Origin of the sequence: Flavivirga amylovorans, assembly GCF_030540875.1 — a bacterium.
GTDB classification, from domain to species: Bacteria; Bacteroidota; Bacteroidia; order Flavobacteriales; family Flavobacteriaceae; genus Flavivirga; species Flavivirga amylovorans.
The window spans coordinates 213238-237356 of record NZ_JAUOEM010000006.1 but is presented as its reverse complement, the minus strand read 5'-3'; the positions used below and the strand labels follow the sequence as shown (position 1 = coordinate 237356).

General features: G+C 32.2%; 20 protein-coding genes. 8 read left to right on the top strand and 12 right to left on the bottom strand.

The window, feature by feature from the left end:
- Positions 1-13: 13 nt before the first annotated feature.
- Complete coding sequence (gene tamL, locus Q4Q39_RS17100; protein ID WP_345075620.1) at positions 14-2506, bottom strand: translocation and assembly module lipoprotein TamL; 2493 nt, start codon at positions 2504-2506, stop codon at positions 14-16.
- A 279-nt stretch (positions 2507-2785) separates the two neighbouring features.
- Between tamL and Q4Q39_RS17095 the strand changes: the two genes are divergently transcribed.
- Positions 2786-3505: a TrmH family RNA methyltransferase gene (locus Q4Q39_RS17095; RefSeq protein ID WP_303283774.1), complete on the top strand. Its 720-nt coding sequence runs from the start codon at positions 2786-2788 to the stop codon at positions 3503-3505.
- A gap of 188 nt (positions 3506-3693) precedes the next feature.
- Here the strand turns inward: Q4Q39_RS17095 and porT are convergent, their stop codons facing one another.
- The gene (gene porT, locus Q4Q39_RS17090) at positions 3694-4422 is read right to left on the bottom strand and encodes a type IX secretion/gliding motility protein PorT/SprT (protein ID WP_303283772.1); all 729 of its coding nucleotides are present in this window, start codon (positions 4420-4422) and stop codon (positions 3694-3696) included.
- A gap of 4 nt (positions 4423-4426) precedes the next feature.
- Positions 4427-5152, bottom strand: a complete 726-nt coding sequence (gene ubiE / locus Q4Q39_RS17085; RefSeq protein ID WP_303283771.1) for a bifunctional demethylmenaquinone methyltransferase/2-methoxy-6-polyprenyl-1,4-benzoquinol methylase UbiE — start codon at positions 5150-5152, stop codon at positions 4427-4429.
- Positions 5153-5289: 137 nt separating this feature from the next.
- On the opposite strand from ubiE, the gene trkA reads away from it, so the two are divergent.
- Together trkA and Q4Q39_RS17075 are read left to right on the top strand one after the other, a co-directional pair.
- Positions 5290-6639, top strand: coding sequence for a Trk system potassium transporter TrkA (gene trkA / locus Q4Q39_RS17080; RefSeq protein ID WP_303283770.1), 1350 nt, complete (start codon positions 5290-5292; stop codon positions 6637-6639).
- A gap of 14 nt (positions 6640-6653) precedes the next feature.
- Positions 6654-8147, top strand: a complete 1494-nt coding sequence (locus Q4Q39_RS17075; RefSeq protein ID WP_303283769.1) for a TrkH family potassium uptake protein — start codon at positions 6654-6656, stop codon at positions 8145-8147.
- Positions 8148-8164: 17 nt separating this feature from the next.
- On the opposite strand, the gene Q4Q39_RS17070 is transcribed toward Q4Q39_RS17075, so the two are convergent.
- Complete coding sequence (locus tag Q4Q39_RS17070; RefSeq protein ID WP_303283768.1) at positions 8165-8821, bottom strand: response regulator; 657 nt, start codon at positions 8819-8821, stop codon at positions 8165-8167.
- 384 nt (positions 8822-9205) lie between these two features.
- On the opposite strand from Q4Q39_RS17070, the gene Q4Q39_RS17065 reads away from it, so the two are divergent.
- Positions 9206-9463 (top strand): hypothetical protein, encoded by a 258-nt coding sequence (locus Q4Q39_RS17065; RefSeq protein WP_303283767.1) that lies wholly within the window; start codon positions 9206-9208, stop codon positions 9461-9463.
- Between the two features lie 233 nt (positions 9464-9696).
- The gene (locus tag Q4Q39_RS17060) at positions 9697-9963 is read left to right on the top strand and encodes a hypothetical protein (protein WP_303283766.1); all 267 of its coding nucleotides are present in this window, start codon (positions 9697-9699) and stop codon (positions 9961-9963) included.
- A 53-nt stretch (positions 9964-10016) separates the two neighbouring features.
- Here Q4Q39_RS17060 and Q4Q39_RS17055 read toward each other — a convergent pair whose 3' ends face one another.
- On the bottom strand, positions 10017-11201 hold the full coding sequence (locus tag Q4Q39_RS17055; RefSeq protein ID WP_303283765.1) for a pyridoxal phosphate-dependent aminotransferase: 1185 nt from the start codon (positions 11199-11201) through the stop codon (positions 10017-10019).
- A 35-nt stretch (positions 11202-11236) separates the two neighbouring features.
- The gene (locus Q4Q39_RS17050) at positions 11237-12331 is read right to left on the bottom strand and encodes a fatty acid desaturase family protein (RefSeq protein WP_303283764.1); all 1095 of its coding nucleotides are present in this window, start codon (positions 12329-12331) and stop codon (positions 11237-11239) included.
- 143 nt (positions 12332-12474) lie between these two features.
- Between Q4Q39_RS17050 and rsmG the strand changes: the two genes are divergently transcribed.
- Entirely contained in the window at positions 12475-13104 is a 630-nt protein-coding gene (rsmG, locus tag Q4Q39_RS17045) for a 16S rRNA (guanine(527)-N(7))-methyltransferase RsmG (RefSeq protein ID WP_303283763.1), read from the top strand.
- A 4-nt stretch (positions 13105-13108) separates the two neighbouring features.
- Here rsmG and Q4Q39_RS17040 read toward each other — a convergent pair whose 3' ends face one another.
- Positions 13109-14065, bottom strand: a complete 957-nt coding sequence (locus Q4Q39_RS17040) for a tetratricopeptide repeat protein (RefSeq protein ID WP_303283762.1) — start codon at positions 14063-14065, stop codon at positions 13109-13111.
- Positions 14066-14290: 225 nt separating this feature from the next.
- On the opposite strand from Q4Q39_RS17040, the gene Q4Q39_RS17035 reads away from it, so the two are divergent.
- Positions 14291-19183, top strand: coding sequence for a DUF8202 domain-containing protein (locus Q4Q39_RS17035; RefSeq protein ID WP_303283761.1), 4893 nt, complete (start codon positions 14291-14293; stop codon positions 19181-19183).
- Between the two features lie 384 nt (positions 19184-19567).
- On the opposite strand, the gene Q4Q39_RS17030 is transcribed toward Q4Q39_RS17035, so the two are convergent.
- From Q4Q39_RS17030 to Q4Q39_RS17015, 4 genes are all read right to left on the bottom strand, one after another.
- On the bottom strand, positions 19568-20815 hold the full coding sequence (locus Q4Q39_RS17030) for an RNA polymerase sigma factor (RefSeq protein ID WP_303283760.1): 1248 nt from the start codon (positions 20813-20815) through the stop codon (positions 19568-19570).
- Positions 20815-21150, bottom strand: a complete 336-nt coding sequence (locus Q4Q39_RS17025; RefSeq protein ID WP_303283759.1) for a YciI family protein — start codon at positions 21148-21150, stop codon at positions 20815-20817. The genes Q4Q39_RS17030 and Q4Q39_RS17025 overlap by 1 nt, the downstream gene beginning before the upstream one ends.
- Positions 21151-21253: 103 nt before the next feature.
- Positions 21254-22429 carry a mannonate dehydratase gene (gene uxuA / locus Q4Q39_RS17020; RefSeq protein WP_303283758.1) on the bottom strand — a complete coding sequence of 392 codons (1176 nt, stop codon included), beginning with the start codon at positions 22427-22429 and terminating at the stop codon, positions 21254-21256.
- Between the two features lie 222 nt (positions 22430-22651).
- Entirely contained in the window at positions 22652-22843 is a 192-nt protein-coding gene (locus Q4Q39_RS17015; protein ID WP_303283757.1) for a SymE family type I addiction module toxin, read from the bottom strand.
- A gap of 60 nt (positions 22844-22903) precedes the next feature.
- On the opposite strand from Q4Q39_RS17015, the gene Q4Q39_RS17010 reads away from it, so the two are divergent.
- Positions 22904-23125, top strand: coding sequence for a helix-turn-helix domain-containing protein (locus Q4Q39_RS17010; RefSeq protein WP_303283756.1), 222 nt, complete (start codon positions 22904-22906; stop codon positions 23123-23125).
- On the opposite strand, the gene Q4Q39_RS17005 is transcribed toward Q4Q39_RS17010, so the two are convergent.
- A complete protein-coding gene (locus Q4Q39_RS17005; protein ID WP_303283755.1) occupies positions 23122-24027 on the bottom strand; it encodes a hypothetical protein in 906 nt (301 codons plus the stop codon). The two genes, Q4Q39_RS17010 and Q4Q39_RS17005, sit on opposite strands and share 4 nt — an antisense overlap.
- Positions 24028-24119 lie beyond the last annotated feature (92 nt).

Below are 24119 nucleotides of genomic sequence, written 5' to 3'. Positions count from 1 at the left end.
ATTAAAATCAGGTTTAAAAAGGGTAGTTAATACCTATATTATAAACAGCATTTGAAAAGTTATAATCGTTAAACCACCTGTTTTGTTCTCTGTAAGAAGGATCGTATGTTTTAAAACCAATATCGAAACGAAAAACAAAAAAGCTAAAATCGTAACGCAAACCAAAACCAGAACCAATAGCAATATCTTTCAAAGAATTAGCACTTGTAAGTGTAGCACTGTCGTCTTCTACATTATCTAATACATTCCAGATATTTCCAGCATCAACAAAAATGGCTCCATTTAAATCTTCAAATATATTGAAGCGTTGTTCTACATTTAAAGCTATTTTTAAATTGGCCTCATTAAACTCATTAAAAGTTTCCGAACTTCCAGGGCCTAAGCTGTAAGCAGTCCAAGCACGGTTATCGTTGGGGCCTCCTGCAAAGAAACTTTTTGAAAAAGGTATACTGGTAGAGTTTCCGTAAGGTATCGCAATGCCTAAAAAGCTTCTCATTGCTAGCACATTTTTTTTCCCTAAATCCCAATGTTTTGTATAATCGAATTCGGTTTTTACATATTGAGAATATGCTACATTAAAAATTTCGTAACGATTATCACTGTTTTTCTTTAAACCTAATAATTTGGAGGTACTTGTTAATAAGTTCCCTGCTAATTCTAGTTTGAAACGAAAGATTGAAAAATCATCATCAAATAAATTAGTACGCTCGTCATTAATAAAACTAAAACTGGAAGAAAGAATTAAATTATCTTCTGTCAACCTGTTTTTGCGTTCTCCAATACTATTAATTGTTGCTAATTGATCATTTGAAATCTCGCTAGGAGTTTCTGGGTTTAAAGCATAATCTAAAAAAGCATCTGTTTCTTCAGGGAAATCTAAGTTGTCACCTGAGTCTATATAATTAACTGCTCTTGCAATCTGTTCCAAAGATGTTAAAGAACTTTGATATATCCCAAAATAGTTATTTACATTAAGATTTTTAACGTACTGCGCATTAAATAAATCTAATCGATTACTTACTTTTTTATTAGGATACCAATTATAATTAAAGGTACCGCTAAAAGTTTGTTTGTCTAAACCTATATTAGTCTGGCTGGTTGCAGATAGACTCATTCGTGTAGACGGAGACATGTACTTAGGAATGATGCTCTCGGTGTTAAAAGGAGAAAACAATCTAGGGATTGTTAATTTCAAATCAAGCCCCATTTCATTAATATCGAAGAATGGATCGTCTATATTATTTTTATCTTTAGACGCTCCTATGGATCCAATTACAGAGACTTCAAGTGTTTCTGCTCCTCTAAAAATATTTCTAATTAATAAGCTTGGGTTTAATGAAAAACCAACTGTTTGAATATTACTTTGCGAAGCATCGGCACTAAATCCTAAACTAAACTTTTTTAAAGGCGTTAATCTAATAGTATCCGTAAGGGTATTGTCGGGGTTCTCAATATATTGAATGTTAGGGTATTTAAAGGTGCGTAATTCATTTAGATGTCTATATGTACGCGTTCTATCTAAATCTTTAAAAACAGCACCAGGGCTTATAAATATAGCATCTGTAAGGGCTTCTGGTCTGTAACGTAGTTTGTTATAGCTATAAAGTTTATAGCCATTATACGTTATTGAATCTTGAAACGGTTTTCCTCTGTTTTCAAAGGTGTAATCTGTAATAATGTTTACATCTTTAATTTTGAATATTTTAAAGGGTTCACGTCTTATAGAGTCTTGTGTTCTAATAGCTCTATCTTGAATTTGAATTCCAACGTTCACTTTTTTATTAGTACCTACCGTATCTATTTCGAAGGTGATATAATCCTGATCAAAATGAAATACACCAGAATTACGTAATTCATTAGAGATTCTATCACGCTCTTGTTCAAAATTAGTGGTTTTGTATTGCTCGTTTGATTTTATTAAGGCGTTTCTTTTAATGTTTTGGTATAAAGAATCTATTACTGGCGACTTTACTTTTTCTGAAATAGTATCAATTATGAAAGGATGACCAGTTTCAACATGATATTTAATACTTGCACGCTTGTCTTCACTCTTTTTTGTGTTATAAGTTGTTTCAACATCAAACCAACCATTATTTATATAATAATCTTGAAGACGTTTTACAGACTTTTTAGTTTTTTCTTCATTTACAATTACAGGGGCTTCACCTGTTTTACGCAGCCAATTATTAAATCCCATAGAAGAGTTTTTCAATCGATTTAATTGCTTTTTTGATAATTTTTTGGTCAAACGAGCTCTACGTTTAGGAGTTGCATCTAACCATGCTTCGAACAGGGAATCTCGATTATTACGAGCTAAATTGTAAATGTGTAAACGTAACGGAATGCCTGCAATTTTTCTATTAGGCTTTTGATACAATAAATTGTTTATAGTCTCTGTATTATCTTTTCTTTCATTTACTACTACAGCAGTATTAGTAAGTAAATGTTCATTTTCGGCAACTCTTTTTACACTATCACAAGACAAAATGTATCCTGTTAATATCAAGAAGATTAATATTTTCGAGAGCTGTTTTTTCAAATGAAATTAATTCAAGTTATAGTTTTCCAAATTGATTTTAAATAAAGAAATATAATATTGTTAGTCATGAGCCCAAAAGTACATTTTTTCAAGTGTTTATTTTTATTTTTTTTCAGAGGTTGGATAGAACATTCTAATTTTTTTGTCTTTGGTGTTTATTTTGAAAAAATATTTAAACAATTTTAGTTTGAAACAACGGTATTTTTCATTTCTTTATAAAATAAATATTACGTTAATGTAGATTACATGCTCTCTAAAAGTCATATAAAATTAATAACGAGTTTAAAGCAGAAAAAATATAGACTAAAACACGGCTTTTTTGTTGTTGAAGGTGTTAAAACAATAAAAGAACTATTACAATCTAAATTAATACTTCATGCCTTATATACGACGGAATCTTTCAATATTGATGCCAAAGATGAAATTTTAGTTACTGAGGCAGAATTAAATCGAATAAGTTTTTTAACCACCCCTAATATAGCGCTAGCAATTTTTAAAATTCCAGAAGAAAAATCAATTGTACAAAACGGACTTGTTTTAGCATTAGATACTGTTAGAGATCCAGGAAATCTAGGGACCATTATTAGACTTTGCGATTGGTTTGGTATTAAGGATTTGGTTTGTAGTAAAGAAACGGTAGATTGTTTCAACCCAAAAGTCATACAAGCAACTATGGGGTCTATTACCAGGGTGAACATTAGCTATGTGGACTTAGAATTGTTTTTAAACGAAACAAGTTTACCAATTTATGGCGCTTTTATGGAGGGCGAGACCGTTTATAATACAAGTTTACCAGATGATGGGGTTTTAGTTATGGGGAATGAAGCTAATGGTGTTTCAGAAGACATTGAAGCGCTTATAAAGAGAAAGGTTTCTATTCCTAGGTTTGGTGATTTACAAGCTACCGAAAGTTTAAATGTTGCTACGGCAACTGCTATTTTGTTAAGTGAGTTTAGGAGAGGGTAATTTTAGTTTACAGTCTGTCTCAGTATTCGGTTATAGTTAACAGATAAAGTATTAATAGACTATTTCTTTCTTCGATATAAAAAACGTAGTTACGATATATTTTAGAAAACTCACTTTTATTTTAAAGATATAAAGTTGTAAGTAAGTTTGCCAACTAAAAACTGTTGATTGCGACTGAGTACTGTTTTTTACTGAAATGTAAAATTAACAAATACCCCTCTAGTTTTCATACTAGCAACATTACTAGTCCAAGGGCTATTAGGGTCTTTATCTCTAACTAGTTCGTCGCCAATCCCAAAAAGCCCGCGAATAGAAGGCGTAAATTTAAAGTTGTATAAATATAGGTCTATACCAAATCCAAGTTCATAAAACAAGGAATTTTTTTTAGTTCTAAATTGCCCATTACTATTATCTTCTGGGTTATCTTGGTTACTAGATAGGTTTAAAGCAGTTGAAAACCCACCAACAATAAAAGGTTTGAAGTTGTTGATGCGTTTGGTGGAAATTTTCACCAAAAATGGCAAGTGTACATAGGTTGATTTAACTTGTCTAATTAAATCTGAACTTTTAAAAGTTGTACCCGTAAAATATGTTTGACTATAGTATAAATCTCTTGTGGTAATTAGTAAACCAGGCTCAAAACGTAAATCAATAAAACTATTAACACGTAAGTTTCCAATTAAACCAACACTAAAGCCAGGACTCTTTTTTACATAAATATCACGTAAATCATCTTTATAGTCAAAATTAAAATCATAACTATTGATTCCTAAAAAGTACCCCCAGCGTAACAATCTGTTGTCAGTAGACCCTCTTCCTTGGTTTGCATCATATGTCACTTTCTCTTTGCTAAAAAGTTGTGCATTAGATGTTTGTATGATAAATAAAAATGATAGTAATGCAAAAAACCGCTTCATATTATTACTTTGATGATTTATAAATTGTTGCCACACCAAACGTTTGTGGAAAATCTTCAACATTAATAAACCCAATTTTACGTAAAATATTGTTTAAATCTTCACCATAAGGAAAAACAGAGGCAGATTCGCATAAATATTTATAAGCACTTCTGTCTTTTGAAAATAGTTTTCCTATAAGGGGTAAAATGTGTTTTGTATAAAACTTATAGCCTTGTTTATATGGTGTTTTAGAAGGAATAGATGTTTCTAGTATTACAAACGTTCCATTTGGTTTTAAGACTCTAAAGATTTCTTTTAAACCATTTTCCAGAGTTTCAAAATTCCTAACACCAAAGGCTACGGTAATAGCATCAAAAGAATTATCTTCAAAAGGCATATTCTCACTATCGCCTAAAACCATTTCTATTTTAGACTCTAAAGATTTTTTCTCAATCTTTTCTTTTCCAACTTCTAGCATGCCACTACTAATATCTAAGCCAACAATTTTTGTGGCATTGGTTTCAGCTAGATTAATAGCCAAATCTCCAGTACCTGTAGCAATATCTAAAATAGTATCTGGGGTGCTTTCTTTAACAATCTTTACTACTTTTTTTCGCCATTTAATATCTATGCCAAAAGAAATAACGCGGTTTAAACCATCGTAATCTCCAGAAATAGTATCAAACATCTTGGTGACTTGCTCTTTCTTTCCTAAATCACTGTTTTTGTAGGGTTTAATTTTTGACAATGTTGTGTTTTTTTTGGCAAATATAAACTTTTAGAAAAGCATTAACCAATAGGATAGCAAATATTATATTTATAATATCTCATGTGGCAATATGTATTTTATAGTATATTTGCTCTACTTTATATGATAATTGAATAATGAAAATAATCATTGCTGGTGCTGGTGAAGTTGGATTTCATTTAGCAAAATTGCTGTCTTACGAGTCTCAAGAAATAACATTAATAGATATAGACAAAGAGAGTTTAGCTTATGCTGATACCCATTTGGATATTAAAGTTATTAAAGGCGATACAACATCAATCTCTATTTTAAAAGAAGCCCGCGTAAATAATTGCGATCTCTTTATTGCTGTTACGGCTATTGAAACAACTAATATCACAGTATGTGTGTTAGCCAAACAATTAGGAGCCAAACGAACCATTGCCAGAATTTCTAATACTGAATTTATAACGTATAAAGATGAAGTAGGCTTTACCAAGTTTGGTATTGATGAGTTGATTTCTCCAGAAGCTTTAGCTGCGGCAGAAATAAAAGTATCTTTAAAGCAATCGTCTTTTAATGATACTTATGAGTTTGAAGGAGGTGCACTTACTATGGTTGGTTTAACATTATCGAGGTCGGCCTCATTTGTTGGCAAAACGGTTAAGGAGGCTGCCAAAATTTTTCCAGAAATACATTTTGTTCCTATTGCGATTCAACGTTTTGGTACACAATATACAATCATCCCCAGAGGGAATACAGAGTTTAAAAGAGGCGATAATGTTGTTTTTGTCACTTCAGAAGGAGGAGGGGAAGAACTTTGCAAACTAACTGGGAAATCAAACAAAGAGATAAAAAATGTGATGATTTTGGGCGGTAGCCAAATTGGTTATAAATCGGCAAGAGATTTAAGTGATAAAGGATTTAATGTAAAACTTTTTGAAGAAGATAAAGAGCGTGCATTTGAAATTGCAGACGATTTACCAAATGTTTTAGTGATTCATAGTGATGGGCGCAATGTTGATTTGCTTGATGAAGAGAATATTAGTGAAATGGATGCTTTTATAGCTGTAGCTGGTAATTCTGAAACAAATATTATGTCTTGCTTAGTTGCAAAATCAAAAGGCGTTAAAAAAACGGTTGCTTTGGTTGAGAATATGGACTATTTCGAATTATCTCATTCCGTTGGTATTGAAACACTAATAAATAAAAAGTTACTTGCAGCAAATAATATCTTTAGGTATATAAGAAAAGGAGAGGTTGTTGCCATGACAAAGCTTAATAATATGAATGCTGAATTACTTGAGTTTGAAGTGAAACCTACCTCGGCTATTTGTAATAAGCATATTAAAGATATTGATTTTCCAAGGTCTGCTATTATTGGAGGAGTTATTAGAAATGGATTAGGTGTTATTGCTCTTGGAGATTTTAAAATTCGTGAAGGCGATCGTGTCGTGGTTTGTAGTCTACTTAAATCAATAAAAGGTGTTGAAAAATTATTTCGTTAATATAAGCTTATAGAATGAAGTTAAATTATAAAATAATTTTTCATTTTTTAGGATTATTACTGCTATTTAATGGTGGTTTTATGCTAGTATCTACTCTTGTTAGTTTTCTTTATGAAGACGGCGTAACATTTCAATTATCCTTATCGGGTATATTAACATTAATAGTTGGTCTTTTAGCAATGGTGTTTACAAGACGTCATGAAAAAGAAATGAATAAACGAGAAGGGTATATTGTCGTTTCTTTTGGTTGGATCATTATGGCGCTTTCTGGTACTTTGCCATATGTGTTAACTGGAAGTATACCAAGTTTTACCAACGCTTTTTTTGAGACTATGTCTGGTTTTACCACAACAGGAGCGTCTATTTTAAATGATATAGAAGCCGTTCCTAAAGGGGTTTTGTTTTGGCGTAGTTTAACACATTGGATAGGAGGTATGGGCATTATCGTTTTAGCGATTGCTATATTACCTTTATTAGGAATTGGAGGTATGCAGCTTTTTGCGGCAGAAGCACCAGGGCCTAGTGCTGATAAATTACATCCTAGAATTACAGATACAGCCAAGCGTTTATGGCTTATTTATTTTGGCTATACAGCAGCAGAAACATTATTGTTAAGTGTAGCAGGTATGTCTTTTTTTGACGCTATTAATCATTCGTTATGTACCTTGTCTACAGGAGGTTTTTCAACTAAAAATGCTAGTGTGTCCTATTGGAACGGAGAACCAATTATTCAGTACATTATAATATTATTTATGTTTTTGGCTGGTACAAATTTCGTTTTAAGTTACTTCGCTTTTAAGGGAAAAGTTCAGAAAATAATTCATGATGAAGAATTTAAATTGTATTTCAAGTTCATAGCTGTTTTTACAATAATAGCAGCCGTTATTATTTATTTTAGAGCAGACATATCTGCATCGTCTATTGCACATCCTATGGTTTGGGGAGAGGCAGAAAGTGCCTTTAGGCATTCCTTGTTTCAAGTGTTGGCTATTATTACAACTACAGGTTTTGTAACTGCAGATTATACCATGTGGACACCGCTCCTAGTCGTTTTGTTTTTTGGTCTTATGTTTTTAGGAGGATCTGCAGGAAGTACATCTGGAGGAGTAAAGGTAGTTCGTCATTTAATATTGATAAAAAATGGTTTTTTAGAATTTAAACGGACATTACATCCAAATGCGATTTTGCCTGTACGTTATAATAAAAGGGCTATTTCTGGAGATATTGTATTTAACATTTTGGCATTTTTTATTCTTTATATGCTATCGTTTATTATAGGGGCTTTGGTATTCTCAATGTTTGAAATAGATTTTAAATCGTCAATAGGTTTGGCAGCCTCTAGTTTGGGCAATGTAGGACCTGCACTTGGCGATTTTGGACCCGTAAATAATTATTCAGCATTACCACCTTTGGCGCAATGGTGGGCATCTTTTTTAATGCTTATTGGTCGTTTAGAGCTCTTTACGGTACTTATTTTATTTACACCCTTCTTTTGGCGTAACAGATAAGAATAAGATACTGTCAATTAAATAAAACCTAATTTTTTGGCTTCTTTTACCAAGTTGAAGTTTTCTTTGTTTTTAGTATCTAATAAGGTTTTTAGTTTGGTTTTTCTAACCTCGATAGCTCTGGTAGATAATGGGATGAAGTTTGATAAATCTTTAGTTTTTTCTCCCATTGATAAATGATACAATATTTGTCTATCAAAATCGTCAATAGTTATTCTGTTTGCATATGTTTTACGTGTATAACCTTCAATAGTTTTACTGTAATATACTTTTCCTTTTAAAGTATGTGTAATAGCATTTTTTAAATCGATACCGTCAATATCAGATTTAATCATAAAACCTTCAGGATGAATTTCATTAATAATATTCTGAATTCTTGCTTGATCAGTAATAGATGTTAAAACTAATATTTTTGTGTCTGGAGATTCTTTTCTTATTAAAAGTCCTAAGTCTTCCCCGCAAATAAAGCGTTCGTTCTTCGAAATTGGAAGTTGAAGATCTAGAAGTACTATTTGCGTTTTAACTCGTTGAATCTTATGTATCGCTTCATCGCAATTTTTAGCAAATATTACATTGAAAGTAACATTTTCTATTTCATTTAGTATGTTTTTATAAGCATTTGCTATAATAGCAGAGTCTTCTATAATAAGTAGGTTAATGCTTATCGTATTCATGTTAGAGGGTATTTGAGTTTAGTTCAATAGTCAAAAATATAGATTGTTTTCTCTAGTATTATTAATGTAATAAAAATTTGTGGAAAAACCGCAATGAATACATAAATAAAAAACATTCATTTGTACTTTGCTTATTAAGTGGCAATAAGGGCTATTATATTGATTACCATTATTTAAGCAAAAGGTTGTTATGAAAGCCACTAATGTTTTTTAGTGGCTTTTTTCTGTAGTATTTTTCATTCTCTAGGTAGGTTGTTTAAAATTGTAATTCGCGAGTTTTAACAGGTGTTTATAATTGATTTTTAATAGCTTGTAAATAAGCTATGATGTAACAATTTTTTGTTTCAAACGTCGTCTTTATATAACCAATTGAATAACAGTATTATGGAATTATTATTAACAGAGCAAGATTTAGAACCATTACCTGAACCTAAAAATTTTATTGCACACACCAAGCCAGAAGGCATATTAAATTCTAATTATAAGAAATTAGCGAGAAAGAATTTAGGTCATATAACGTCACAATCTCTTTTTGGGATTAAGCAACGTTTAAAATATAGCAAATATAGATTCACTTCAGCCACAGAAACGCTTCTAAAAGTGTCTGTTTTTACTGGTATTATCATTACAATCTTTTCCTAAGTAGATTCTATTTTTAAAAAGTGTAACATTTTCGTGAAAAAGGCTACATATATATAAAGTGGTTTTTTTACGATTGTTAACTGATGATCTTTTGAGCTAACCTCAAAATAATCTTTTATATTTTTTTGAATTGAAATTCGATAGACTTTTTTATTGAACAGTCAATTTATTGCAAACATTTTAAATGTGTTAAGCAAGTCTTAATACAAAAACATCTTAAATACTTAGAAATTATGGGAGGAGAAGGATCAATGATGGCTGCTAATAATTCTTTAAAGAATAATAGAAGTCTTTTGTTGAAAAGAAGAGAAAAAGGAGCTTTAACAGGGAGTTATTCTAATGTTAAATTAGCGGAATTCCCAGAAGCTACCCCAGAACAATTAAAAGAAATTAAGAAAAATATTCTCAAAGAAAACAGAATAAACAGGATAAAACAAATCATACTATTTTTGATGCTGTTTCTCACTTTTGTCCTAATATTTTTTTATTTAAAGCATTAAAAAAGCCACCGATTTAATCGGTGGCTTTTTGATATATAAACTTGTTTTCTTTTTTAGCTTACAACGTCTTTTATTCGTTTAATAGCTTCAATAATTTGTTCTTGAGATGCAGCATAAGAAATACGAATACAATTCGGATTACCAAAGGCATCGCCAGTTACTGTAGCAACCAGAGCTTCTTCTAATAAATACAAAGAAAAATCAGTGGCATTATTTATTGTTTTTCCTCGCAAGGTTTTACCAAAGTAATAAGAAACATCAGGAAATACATAAAAAGCACCCTCTGGAGTATTTGAGTTAAAGCCTTCAATATCTCCTAAAAGACCAAGTACTAAATCACGACGAACTTTAAATTCATCAATCATATACTTTACTTTACTTGGAGAAGCATTAAGAGCAGTAATTACAGCTTGTTGAGCAATACAGTTAGCACCACTAGTAATTTGACCTTGCATTTTATTGCAAGCACGTGCTATTTTTTCTGGAGCACCAATAAACCCAATACGCCATCCCGTCATTGCAAAGGCTTTAGAGACACCGTTAACAGTGATTGTACGATCGTACATGTCATCAAATTCAGCCATACTTGCATGTCCTTCACCATAGTTAATATGCTCATATATTTCATCAGAAACAACATATATGTTTGGATATTTAGCCAGTACATCAGCTAGAGCTCTTAATTCTTCTTTGCTATACACAGATCCACTTGGGTTACAAGGAGAGCTAAACCACATCATTTTGGTGTTTGGTGTAATTGCAGCTTCTAGTTGCTCAGGTGTCATTTTAAAATCGGTCTCGATAGACGTTTTAACCTCTACAGGAACGCCATCATTCAACTTAACAATATCAGAATAACTTACCCAATAAGGACAAGGTAAAAGAACTTCATCACCTTTGTTTAGCATTACAGCAGCTATATTTGCTAAACATTGTTTTGCACCTGTTGAAACGACTATTTGAGGTAAGGTATACGTTAAGTTGTTATCACGTTTAAATTTTGTGATAATAGCTTCTTTTAATTCTACATATCCATCAACAGGAGAGTAAGAATTATAATTGTCGTTTATAGCTTGAATAGCAGCGTCTTTAATAAAATCAGGTGTATTAAAGTCTGGTTCCCCAAGGCTTAAACCAATAATATCTTTTCCTTCACCTCTAAGTTCTCTTGCCTTTGCTGCCATAGCTAGAGTAGCAGACGTAGACATGTTTAAAATTCTATCTGATAATAAATTCATTTTTATGTGCGTTGTATAGTAGTAAAATGTGAGTTTTAGGCTAAACTAGGTTTTTTACCTAGTATTTTTAGTTGATTGTAGTGTTCGGAAATAGCTTTCCAAATGGTATCATATTCGTTGTAAGGTAAACTGAATTCATTAGCTGTTTCTTTAACAATCTTCGCTATTCTGTTGTAATGAATATGACTAATTTGTGCAAATAAGTGATGCTCAACTTGCCTGTTTAATCCACCAGTATAAAATTCTACGATCCAACTTTTGGGTGAGAAATTTGATGTCGTAAATAATTGATGAATGGCCCAGGTATTTTTCATAGTACCATTTTCGTCTGGTAAAGGCATGTCTGTATTAGGCATAACATGTGCTAATTGAAAAATAACACTTAGAATGATTCCAGCGGTATAATGCATAATAAAAAATCCAATTAAAACTTGCCACCAAGCAAAGCCTAAAGCCAATGGTAAAACAACCCAAATAGCATAATATATAATTTTACCAATTATTAATTTAGTCCATTGCGTTGCTGGGTTGGGAAATTTACCATAAGATAATTTTCTTTTTAAATACACAAATGTTTGCTTAAAATCTGTTGTAATCGCCCAGTTTACAGTTAATAAACCATATAAAAAGAAGGCATAATATTTTTGATATTTATGAATTTTAAGCCATTTTGTATGCTTTGAAAAACGTATAATTCTCCCAGCATCAATGTCTTCATCATGCCCTTGAATGTTTGTGTAAGTATGATGTAAAACGTTATGCTGTACTTTCCAGTTATAGTCATTTCCAGCTAAAATGTAAATACTGCTCCCCATTAACTTATTAACCCATTTCTTACTTGAAAATGAACCGTGATTGGCATCATGCATAACATTCATGCCAACACCTGCCATACCAACACCTACAATCATCATAAAGATAACTTGTACCCAAGCTGGTAAATCAATTGTGAAAATCAATACTACTGGCACAATGAGTAATGAAAACATGACTATTGCTTTGATATATAATTTCCAGTTTCCTGTACGTTTTATATTGTTGTCTTTAAAGTAATCGTTGACACGTTTGTTAAGTGTTTTAAAAAACTTTGCAGAATCATTTCTTGAAAAGGTTAAAGCTTGTTTACTCATGCTATCAATTTAAAATATAAGGTAGGAATAAATTCCAATTGTTATATACTGCACAAAGATAAGTATAAACCAACTTAAGTAATAACGTTTTTTTGTAAAAATATGCATATAAAAAGTATATTTTTGTTGAAAATTTAACATCCATGGAGCTAATTTTAAAATATTTTTCTGATCTAACAAATGACCAGATTTCCCAGTTTAAAAAGTTAGAAACACTATATCAGGATTGGAACTTAAAAATTAATGTAGTATCTCGTAAAGACATTGATGAGCTTTATTTACGTCATGTATTACACGCTTTAGCTATAGCAAAAGTTCTGACATTTAAACCAGGTAGTAAAATTATGGATGTTGGTACTGGTGGTGGATTTCCAGGTGTTCCTTTGGCTATTTTATTTCCAGAATGTTCTTTTCATTTAGTTGATAGTATTGCCAAAAAATTAAAAGTAGTTAATGAAGTTGTTGAAGGTTTAGGAATAACTAATATAAAAACAACACATAGTCGCGTAGAGGATATTAAAGATACTTACGATTTTATTGTTAGTCGTGCCGTGGCAGCTATGCCAACTTTTGTACATTGGGTTAAAGGGAAAATTACTAAACAACAAAATCACGAGCTAAAAAATGGTATTTTATACTTAAAAGGCGGAGATTTAAGTGAAGAACTTCAAGATTATAAAACAGCAACCATATACAATATAAGTGATTTTTATACTGAAGATTTTTTTGAAACTAAGAAAGTAGTACACTTACCATTAAAATACAGAGGTTAAGCTATTATAATTTTAATAAAGAGGTCATATTGTTATTGAAATAGAAGTATTGATTCTGAAACCAATACGTATTTGCAAACGAATCGATAGTCATAACACCATTATCTGGAGACAATATAGATTTCACTTTTTTTAAATTCGATTCAGCATTAGGGGTATCACCTATTTTGTAATAGGCTAATGATAGACCAAGGATGGCATCAAAATCTGTGGCGTCAAACTTTAAAGCCATGGAAAAATCGGATATAGCACTATTGTGCTTGCCTAATAATAAATGTGATGCTCCTCTATAAAAGTAAGCAAAAGCGTTATTTTTATTAAATCTTAATGACGTAGTAAAGTCAGCATTAGCTTTTTGGTAATAATTAATCTCCATATAGAATACTCCTCTATTGTAGAAATTATGAGCACTAGGTTCGGCTAGAATAGCCAAAGAATAATCTTTTAGTGCGTTTTTATATTCCTTAATAGCCTTATGTGCAGCAGCTCTTAGTGTATATGTTTTAGGTTGGTCTGGTACCACTTTTATAACCTTGCTAAAATCGTCTATAGCACCTTTATAATCTTCTAAGTCGTATTTTACACAGCCAAGACTGTACAGGGCATCAATAAAGGTCGAATCTAATTCAAAGGATTTACTGTAATCATTTTTTGCACCAACAAAATCTTTTAAGCTATATCTGGAATTTCCTCTATTATAGTAAGTGTCTGCATCTGGTTTTAATACAATGATCTTTGAATAATCTACAATGGCACCATGATAATCTCCTAAATCATTTTTTGCAATGCCTCGATAAAAGTAGGCATCTAAGTTTTTGGAATCTAATTCTAAAACTTTGGTAAAGAGGTTTATTTTTTCGTTTAAATCGGTTTCTCTTATAGCCTTTCTATAAAACTTATTGGCTTGAGAATATGTGAGTAACGGAATTAGACTTAATGTTAAAATAATATATTTTTTCATATTCAATTTAATCAACAAATAATATGCCGCTTTTTAAGAATAAATGTAATATAATTTTAAAAGAAAAGAGCATGTTTTTGTAAATGATTACAATTTTTCACTACAAAAAAAAATGACAAAAATCATAATATGTAAGATTTTATTTGTTTTTTGATAACAAAATCTTACATTTGTCGTATAAATATGTCATTTCATCGATAAAATCCAAATCTTAAATTTTAAGAAATGAAAAATATTCAACCCTGTAACTTGGTTACGATAAAGCTTAAACTTGTGATGTTATTTTGCTTGCTAAGTGGTATTAGTTATGCTCAGGTTATACATGTTGAAATTATTGGTGGTTCTACAGTATCAGATGGAGGAACGGTAACCATCAATGCAGGAAATAGTTTAAATTTTAGAATCACTAATATAGAAGGAGGAAATTGTAGTAATCTGAAAATAAAAGGTGTAGATGTATCAAATACCACAGATTTTAGCATAGATCCAGGTGATCCTAAAAAGAATATTAAACCAGCAGGTTGTCCTGGTTCTAAAAAGGAACTAGATTTTGAAATAGAGAATATAAGCCCTAATTGTACAACAACGAGTACACTAGTTACCATTGAAATTAAAGACCAATCTGATTTTACATTTACATTACAGGTAAATTCTGCTCCAGAAATATTTGTTTTGGGAGGGACGCCGTATGCCGATATTTATCATGGTGATACTACAACCTCTGATGCCAATGGTACTTATTTTGGAGTGGTAGATGAAGGGGCAGCTATTACTAGAAGATATGCTATTTCCAATATAGGTAGTTGTGATTTAAATATAAGCTCACTCTCTAGTACTAATGTAGATTTTGTGACCTCTTCACCATTTCCAATACCTTACGATATAGGACCTTACGGAGGTATTGTTTTTGATGTCACCTTTACGGCTCCAGTTGGAGGGACTGGTGTTCAAAGTGCAACGATTAGTATCGCTAATAGTGATAATACAACATTTACTTTTGCTGTCGATTCAGAAATGTTTAATGAAAATATCCCTGGTCCAGGAGGCATTACAGCCGATTTCAGATTGTGGTTAAAATCTACGAGAGGTATCGTTGAATCAAGTTCTAAAGTTTCAGAATGGAAAGATTTAGGAACCAACGGTAAAGATGCTATTCAACCAGTATTAGTAAATCAACCTACTTATTTAGATACGGGAGCAGATAATATAAATTTTAACCCCGTTATTCAGTTTGAAAATAACGGAACCACTATTGAACAATATTTATACAATACGACGAATGGTTTTTATAGCCAAGATATTTTTGTGGTTATGATCCCTGATGCCACTATGACAAGTGCATCAACAAGACATACCATTTTCGCAGGGATATCGTCAGGAAGTGCGGGAGATATGACAGGAATTGGATTTGGTGATTATTCCACTGAATTTACTAACGAAACCTTATCATATAATCAAGATATTCCTGGAGGAGGCAGTTATAATGGTGAAGCAGAAATTAGTACATCATATTCTGGAGCGGGTATCATTAATGTTAGAAATAATTTAGCTGCAACAGGACAGGATATTTTATATAATTCCAATTTATTGACGACTTCTTCTGTAGATGATATCGCTTTTGCAAATGTAGGAGCACCAGGGCCTCCTATATTGGGTACGGAATATTGGATTGGTAGAAATTTTGATGTACAGGGAAGTTTAAATGGTAGGATTGCGGAGATTTTTACGTTTGCAGAACGTGTAAATGATACCGATAGACAAAAAATAGAATCGTATTTAGCAATAAAGTATGGCATTACTTTAGGTACTGCAACCGAAGTTCAGAAAGATTACATCAATTCATTTGATACTAAAGTATGGGATATGGTAGCTAATGCCGGTTATAATTATGATGTAGCTGGTATTGGTCGTGATTCTATATCTGATTTAAATCAAAAACAATCAAAAACACTGAATTCATTAAACGATGTATGTATTGGTTTAGGAGGGCTTTTTTCTACTAATAGTGCTAATAACAATGAATTTAAAAAAGATGGTGATTTTCTGGTATGGGGAAATAATAATGATCCTTTTTCTGGATCTAGTACAAATACTGTAACCATTGCAACTGGAATTACGACGTCTTTAACACGTATAGATAGAAAATGGAAAATTGTAGAAACGAATGAAGATGTAAATGGCGATGTAGAAACGGTGTATATTTCTATTCCAACAGCAGCGTTTAGTGGTTTTTCAAAAACAACAACGGAAGAATATGCTTTAATTGTTGCCGATAATCCGAATTTTACAGACACAGATATTATTGATGTTATTCCTTTAAGATCGGATGGTGGTTCTAACCTTGAAACATGGTACGATTTTGATGGAACCAAGTATTTTACCTTTGGAAAGGTTTCTAATTTAGTGGAAAATCACTCGGTGAATATTGCTTCGGGGGATTATTTAGTTGGTGAGTTTAGCCTTAATTTAAGTGTGGATTCTTTCTCAATTTCGGCTTGGATTAAATGTGCCGCAAATGCTAGTAACAGAACCGTTATGGCAAAAGGGGAGAAGTTGCAAATAAGGCTTAATACTTCTGGTAATATAGAAGTTTTTATAGATGATGCTGTAACGCCTAAGTTTACGTCTAATATGGATGTTGATGATGGGAAATGGCACCATACCGCTTTTATATATGATAGTGGAACTGTTTTAATGTATATAGATGGTGTTTTAGATAAATCGGTACAAGATGTTGTACACCCATCTCCAAATTTCAATAATTACGCTATTGGAGCCGTTTATATTGATAAAGACAATGTAATCAATCCGTTTTTAGGAGATATTGATGAGGTGTATGTGTGGGATTTAGCACTGTCTCAAGATCAAGTACGTTACTTGATGAATCAGGAATTAGAACGATTTGATATTAGTGGTACGGATTATACCAGTGGCAAAATAGTACCTCATGCAGCAACTAGTAATGAGGTGGTATCCATATCATGGGATCATTTAAGAGTATATTATGACTTTAATTCATTTTATGGCTCAACGATAGAAGGATTAACAGACGATCGTTTCTTTTTACGTTTAAAATATTTAAATAAAAGTAAATCTATTGTGGGTGCGCAAAGTGCACCATTACCATATATTTCTGCAGCAAATGGCGCATGGGATACACCAGGAACGTGGAGTAATAATGCAGATCAGGTCATTCCAAATTCTTTAAGTTTAGATGGAACTACAGTTATAGATTGGAATGTTGTTGAAACATCTCATGATATTACTTCAGGAGATAGAGATATTTCTCTTTTAGGTTTAATACAAACCGCAGGAACTATAACCATAGCAGATCCTGGAGAAGCCCAAAATGAAACAAATTCAGGACAAGGTTTAACCATTTCTCACTATTTAGAATTAGATGGTGTTATCGATTTAGTAGGAGAATCTCAATTAGTACAAACAGAAGGCAGTATTATTGATGCAGATAGTGGCGGTTATATAGAACGCGACCAACAAGGAACAGCCAATGGGTTTAATTATAATTATTGGTCATCTTCAGTAGGACCTATTGCAGGTAATACAGCAACAAGGGGTACAGGAGTATCTAGCACGAATAATAATTATACTATATCAGGTGTTTTAAATGATGGAACTAATTCTGGAATTTATCAAGATCTTTTATATAGTTCGTCCCCAAATGGAAGCGGTACTATTCCACCACCAGGTACAGCAAGAACTATTAGTAACTACTGGTTATATAAATTTTATGGACCAGAGAACGATTACAATGCTTGGGAAAAGATAGACGAAACATCATCCTTGCTATCAGGAGAAGGATTTACAATGAAAGGAACATCGGGAGCAGTATCACTTTCATTACAACAAAATTATGTATTTGAAGGTTTGCCTAATAATGGAGATATTACTTTAGAATTAAATAAGATATCAGGAACAGACGATGTAGAACGTTTAATAGGGAATCCATATCCATCGGCTATAGATGCCACCGAATTTATTTTGGATAACTTAAGTGTTGCAGACGGTGGTAATAATGCTTCAGGAACTGTTATTAATGGTGCTTTGTATTTCTGGGATCACTTTGGAGAAGAAAACTCGCATACATTGGGAGCTTATGTTGGTGGTTATGCCACACGAAATTTAACAGGAGGAGCTGCGGCTATTTCTAATGATGCACGAATTAATAATAACTTGTCTACGGGTACTAAAGTTCCAGGACAGTATATTCCCGTAAATCAAGGGTTCTTTGTGTCAACAAAAATTGATGGATTTGATAATGATAATGATCCAGCTGCACCAATAGCTACAGTAGATGGTGGGGATATTATATTTAAGAATAGCCAGCGAGTGTTTGTTACGGAAGCATTGAGTAGTACTTCGGTATTTTTAAAGGCCTCAAAAACCAAAGAAGCTAGTTCTGTAAATAAAAATACAGCACCAACCATCCGATTAATGTATGATTCACCTTCGGGGTATCACAGGCAAATAGTTTTGGGTGCCAATATTAATGCATCTGATGGGTTTGATTATGGATATGATGCCTTTATGGTTGATGTTAATGAAGAAGATATGTATTGGAATTTTGATAACAATAAGTTTGTAATACAAGGAGTTGATAGTTTTGATGCAACAAAGGAATTTCAGTTAGGTTTAATTGTTAAAGAACCAGGTTTGGCTCATATTAAAGTAGATACTGTTGAAAATTTAGACTCGGAGATTTCTCTTTGTATAAAAGATAAGCTCACCGGAGAGGTGTATAACATTAATAATACAGCATTTGAAATTTATTTAGAAGCAGGTGAATATAAAGATAGGTTCCAATTAGTCTTTCAAGAAAATAGTTCAAATCAGTTGTTGGCTACAGATGATATCGAAGCCCAGCATGAATTGATTATTTATCACGATTCGAAAACTTCCGAAATTAAAGTAGTTAATAAGAATAAAGTAGATGTTTTAAGTGTATCATTATATAATATACTTGGTCAGAATATAAAAACTTTAAAGTTGAATACAAATAAAGAATATCTATCCATGCCTGTCATTGCAAATCAAGGAGCATATATTGTTAAGTTGAGTACAGAAAATGGTACTATCAATAAAAAGGTTGTACTAAAATAGCTTGGGGTTCGACGTAAACTTTATTAAAAAACACCTTGTATAACCCAATGAAATACAGTTATTTGTCATGTCGACGTAGCGAAGCATGAGTTACGAGACATCTCATCATGATGAGATTCCCTACCTGCCGACAGGCTAATGTTATTAAGTTAAGACGGTAGTGTCGGTCAGGAGCACAGTCGAAGACATTTAAACTACTTGCTTTCAATAGCGTTTCGACTGCGCTCAACGTGACAAAATAAAATAAATTCCTTTAACTTAATGACATTGGCCGACAGGCTCCTCGAAAGCCCCACTTGATGTGTTCAAACAAAATATATTTTGTTTCCGATAGCGTTCGTAATAACATGGTTTGTTCTTTAAAATCTTTTAAGTATTTGATTATTAATTTTTAGAAAATAATAAATCCGACTTCTTCTTTTGTAAATAACTTTTTTCAGATTTATTAGTGACTATATTTATAGCATCATCAATATGTTTAATGGCTTTTTCAAGATTGTTTGTAGCGTAATAGTAATCCGATAAAGTGCCATGATATAAGTATGCCCTTTGCACAAAATCTTCTGGCTTAATTTGATCAAGATATTTTTTAGACGTTACGGTGTCTTTGTTTTGCAGACAAACAACAGCCATTGTTAGTAAATGGATAGGCATAGGTTGAATGGCATGAAGACATGCATACCAATGAAGTATTTTGTCCCAATTAGTATCTTCAAAACGAGGGGCGCGTAAATGCTCAGCAGCAATAGCAGCTTCATAATGATAACAAGAAAATGTTGACGTATCAACAGCTTTATTCATCATGGTATTTCCTAATGTTATTAAAGGGACATGCCACTTGCTTCTGTCCTGGGTTTTTAAATCAAGAAGTTCATCATCAGCATTGGTTTTGGTTTCAATACGGGCAGAATGAAAACACATGAGTGCAAACAAGGCGTAAACATCAGGACTTCGTGTATGCTTGTTTTTAAGAAGCATTTTACACAAACGCATGGCTTCTCCACACAATTCTTTTCGTATAAGCGTATCTTTTCTATTAGAATGAAATCCCTCATTGAAAATGAGATATAACACTTCCATAACACTTTCTAATCGTTGAGGTAGTGATGTTCCTTGTGGGATTTTAAATTTTAGTTGAGAGTGCTGTATAGATTTACGAGCACGAGTAAGTCTTTTTTTAACACTATCTTCTTTAGTTAATAAGGCTGAAGCTATTTCTTTAATACTGAATCCAGAAACTGTTTTTAGTGCAAAAGAAATACGGTCTCTGGGATCTAATTTTGGGTGACAAGCTGTAAAGATCATACGAAGTTGAGAGTCTTCAATTTCGGTGTCTAAGAAAAGCTCGTTTATAGCTATAGCATTAGTGCCGTGAATACTATTAGGAAGATGTTTTTTTTCGGTGTTTAGCTTTCTGAAGATGTCTAAAATCCTATTTTTAGCCGCTTGTGTTAACCAGGCTTCAGGGTTGTCAGGTTGTTTAGTACGCCAGGAAACGCTTGCTTTTATAAACGTGTCTTGAACCGCATCTTCAATGATTTCAAGATTTGAAAGTCCAAAAATACGAGTTAAAACAGAGACCATTTTTCCGCTATGGTAGCGGAATAAATGGTCTATAAGTTTTTTTTCCATTAACGATCAAATACCATGATTTCACGAATCTCAACAGTACCGCCAAGATCATAATCAGGATAATCTTCAGCAATTTTTTGAACGGCATCAAAATCGGCAGTTTCAACAATATAATAACCACCAACAATTTCTTTAACTTCAGCCGAAGTGAGATCTGTTACTGTTCTGTTAGCACCGACAACACGACGAATAGTAGGTGTTAAAGCATTTCCCCCACGTAAGACACCGGCTTTTTCCATTTTATCATTCCACGAAAACCATTTGCCCATTCTGTTTTGAAGTTCTTCTGGAGATAAACCAAGATCAGTGTAATCGGCTCCTAGGAAAATCATCATAAATTCTTTCATAATTATAATATTTTAATTGTTATATAGTTAAGACGTTTGCTAAATTAGAAAAGGGGACATTATTTTCAAATTTAGCATGGTTTTTTTGAATCTATTTATTTAGCATAGCATTACTTTTAGAAATCCCAAGCGCCAAACCCCTTAATTCTGCTAAACCTTTTAATCTTCCAATAGCAGAATAACCTGGATAACTAGTATTGGTCTTTAAATCATCAAGCATTTGGTGCCCATGATCTGGTCGCATAGGCAAAGACCTATTAAGTTCCTTTTCGATTTTTAAAATAGTATTTACAATTTTATACATATCAGAAGAACCATCTAAATGATTGTCTTCAAAAAAACTGCCATCATCTTCACGTTTTACGTTGCGTAGATGAAGGAAATGAATTCTATTTTTAAATTTTTCAATCATTTTAGGAAGGTCATTGTCAGGGTTTGCACCTAATGATCCTGTGCAAAAAGTGATGCCGTTTGAAGGGCTGTCTATAAAACTCACTAAATCTTCTAAATCTTTTTCAGATTTTATAATTCTTGGAAGTCCCATAATATCGAAAGGAGGGTCGTCTGGATGTATTGCCATTTTAATACCTAGTTCTTCAGCAACAGGAATGATTTCATTTAAAAAATAAGAAAGATTCGATTTTAAATCTGCATGCGTTATATCTTTATATTGGGCAATCATTTCTTTAAAAACTGGAATCGTTAGGTCGTCTACAGTCCCAGGCAAACCTTTTAAAATAGTATCTTCTAATTGTTTCTTGTCTTCAATAGACATTTTTGAAAACCGCATAGCAGCTCTTTCTAATATATCTTCTGTATAGGCGCTTTCAATAGCTTCTCGCTGTATAAAATACTTTTCGAAAATAGCCATGTCTATTTTGTCAAATCGTAAAGCTGTTTTGCCGTCATCTAATTTCCAGAATAGGTCTGTGCGTGTCCAATCTAATACAGGCATAAAATTGTAGCAGACATTTTTAATGCCGCATTGGGCAATGTTTTTCAAACTATGTTTGTAATTTTCAATGCGATATTGGTAATCATCAGTACGTAATTTGATGTTTTCATGAATGGGAATGCTCTCAATAAAAGACCATTTTAAGCCAGCAGCTTCAATGCTGTTTTTAACTTTTTGTATGGCATCTATTTCCCAAACTTCACCATTTACTATATTGTGTAAGGCTGTTACAATGCCTGTAGCACCTGTTTGTTTAATGTCTGATAATGTTACAGGATCGTTTGCTCCAAACCATCTAAATGTTTCTTGCATTTATATTGCTAGTATTATCTTTGTTAAATTAGAAAAAGGGGGCATTATTTTCAAATTTAACAAAATTCCTGCGAAGGCAGGAATCTTTGACTTAAGCTTAGTGAGAATAATTTAAGTTGAAGTGTTTCAATAAATATAATAGGCAAAGGCAGAAAGTAAATATGTAATTACCTTTCGATTAAAAAATAAAAATAGTATTTTTTTACACATCTTTGGGTATAGTTATTTTTCTTTTTTGTCAATCAGCGTAATGGTCAGTTTATTCTTTTGTTGCTTAACTTCAATTTCTTTTCCAATTTCAAATCCAAGTTTATTTAGCCATCTTCCCTCAAGCCGGATTTCAGGAATAGTGGTATAATCCCAAGTTCGGATTCTAAATTTCTTATAAACTTTTAATTTTCTAAATCGACTCACTATATATTGTGTTCGTTATTCCGAACACAATATATAAATAATTTTTAGATATTCGGTATAGTGAACACGAAAGAAAAGAAATATTTTCAAAAATTAGGTGCTAAAATCAAACAATTGAGAGAAGAAAAGGGCATTGACCAAAAGTCATTTGCTTTTGATTGTGAGATTGGAAGAACTCAATTATATATGATTGAGAATGGCAAAACGAACCCTCGGTTACTTACTTTGATGAAAATTGCTGACGGTTTGGAAATTTCTGTTTCTGAACTTCTTATGAATTAATTAATTCTATTCACGCTTATAACTCTATCTTGAATTTCCGATAAATTTGCAAATGACATAAAATAAACTGATTCAAAGGTTGTACTCTGAAATCTTTTGTATAAAGCTTTAATTATATGGTTTTCAGTGTTCATAAATTGCCTTTCATCTCCCCAGATTATAAGGATTTCAGAATTCCCATTGTTTTTGTCATTATAAACTTTATCTGCAGTTTCTTTTATATCCTCATCAAATATCAAAACATTATCGAATCCGTAATCGATATAAATATTGTTGTCTCCAAAGAAATTTGATTTTTTCCCATTTGGAACTGGATATAGATTATAACCTTCTGCAATATTTTTTAAATCTGTATTATTAAGATTAAAATTAAGGTACTCATTTTTTGAAGTCAATTCTCCAATATTTTCCGAAATTTTATCTGCAATCACTTTTGATAGTTTACCGTATTTTTTTTTAGGTTTTTTTGTTTTTGGTATTTCATCACTGTTCCAAGGTGTACAAATTTGAATATTTACTTTAATAGGCGGTTTATAAATATCGCTAATAAGTTTAGATAATTTTTCGCAAATTCGTTTTGCTTGGTCAAACCTCCATAAGTATTCACGCAAAACAAATTGGGCAACTTGTACTCCAAAAACTTTTCCATCTAAATGGACTAGTAAGTCAGGGTTTTTATGGTCGTCTTTTGGATTTAGTGAATAGTAAAGGACTTTTCTTTTTTTTACTTCTCGCAAATAATTTACAAATAAGTATCCGATTAAATTTTCAACTTTTTCCGTGTCGTTTTCGTCCACCCATTTCGGACGGCTATGTAAAGAGCCATCAAGAGAGTACGGTAGTTTAAGCCCACCAATAAGTTGAGTCTTTCCTTTGTTAAGGTTTTTATTTAGTTTCAACATTTGCGTTCTGATTAGTAATCACACCCAACGACATGATATAAAATCGTTTTAATACTGAAAAAAGTTCAGTACAGGTTGTTTAATATCTATTG

Excerpts from the sequence above, each read along its gene's own strand:
- Q4Q39_RS17095 (WP_303283774.1), top strand. The coding sequence starts at position 2,786 with ATGCTCTCTAAAAGTCATATAAAATTAATAACGAGTTTAAAGCAGAAA.
- porT (WP_303283772.1), bottom strand. The coding sequence starts at position 4,422 with ATGAAGCGGTTTTTTGCATTACTATCATTTTTATTTATCATACAAACA.
- trkA (WP_303283770.1), top strand. The coding sequence starts at position 5,290 with ATGAAAATAATCATTGCTGGTGCTGGTGAAGTTGGATTTCATTTAGCA.
- Q4Q39_RS17075 (WP_303283769.1), top strand. The coding sequence starts at position 6,654 with ATGAAGTTAAATTATAAAATAATTTTTCATTTTTTAGGATTATTACTG.
- Q4Q39_RS17070 (WP_303283768.1), bottom strand. The coding sequence starts at position 8,821 with ATGAATACGATAAGCATTAACCTACTTATTATAGAAGACTCTGCTATT.
- Q4Q39_RS17065 (WP_303283767.1), top strand. The coding sequence starts at position 9,206 with ATGGAATTATTATTAACAGAGCAAGATTTAGAACCATTACCTGAACCT.
- Q4Q39_RS17060 (WP_303283766.1), top strand. The coding sequence starts at position 9,697 with ATGGGAGGAGAAGGATCAATGATGGCTGCTAATAATTCTTTAAAGAAT.
- Q4Q39_RS17055 (WP_303283765.1), bottom strand. The coding sequence starts at position 11,201 with ATGAATTTATTATCAGATAGAATTTTAAACATGTCTACGTCTGCTACT.
- Q4Q39_RS17050 (WP_303283764.1), bottom strand. The coding sequence starts at position 12,331 with ATGAGTAAACAAGCTTTAACCTTTTCAAGAAATGATTCTGCAAAGTTT.
- rsmG (WP_303283763.1), top strand. The coding sequence starts at position 12,475 with ATGGAGCTAATTTTAAAATATTTTTCTGATCTAACAAATGACCAGATT.
- Q4Q39_RS17040 (WP_303283762.1), bottom strand. The coding sequence starts at position 14,065 with ATGAAAAAATATATTATTTTAACATTAAGTCTAATTCCGTTACTCACA.
- Q4Q39_RS17035 (WP_303283761.1), top strand. The coding sequence starts at position 14,291 with ATGAAAAATATTCAACCCTGTAACTTGGTTACGATAAAGCTTAAACTT.
- Q4Q39_RS17030 (WP_303283760.1), bottom strand. The coding sequence starts at position 20,815 with ATGGAAAAAAAACTTATAGACCATTTATTCCGCTACCATAGCGGAAAA.
- Q4Q39_RS17025 (WP_303283759.1), bottom strand. The coding sequence starts at position 21,150 with ATGATGATTTTCCTAGGAGCCGATTACACTGATCTTGGTTTATCTCCA.
- uxuA (WP_303283758.1), bottom strand. The coding sequence starts at position 22,429 with ATGCAAGAAACATTTAGATGGTTTGGAGCAAACGATCCTGTAACATTA.
- Q4Q39_RS17005 (WP_303283755.1), bottom strand. The coding sequence starts at position 24,027 with ATGTTGAAACTAAATAAAAACCTTAACAAAGGAAAGACTCAACTTATT.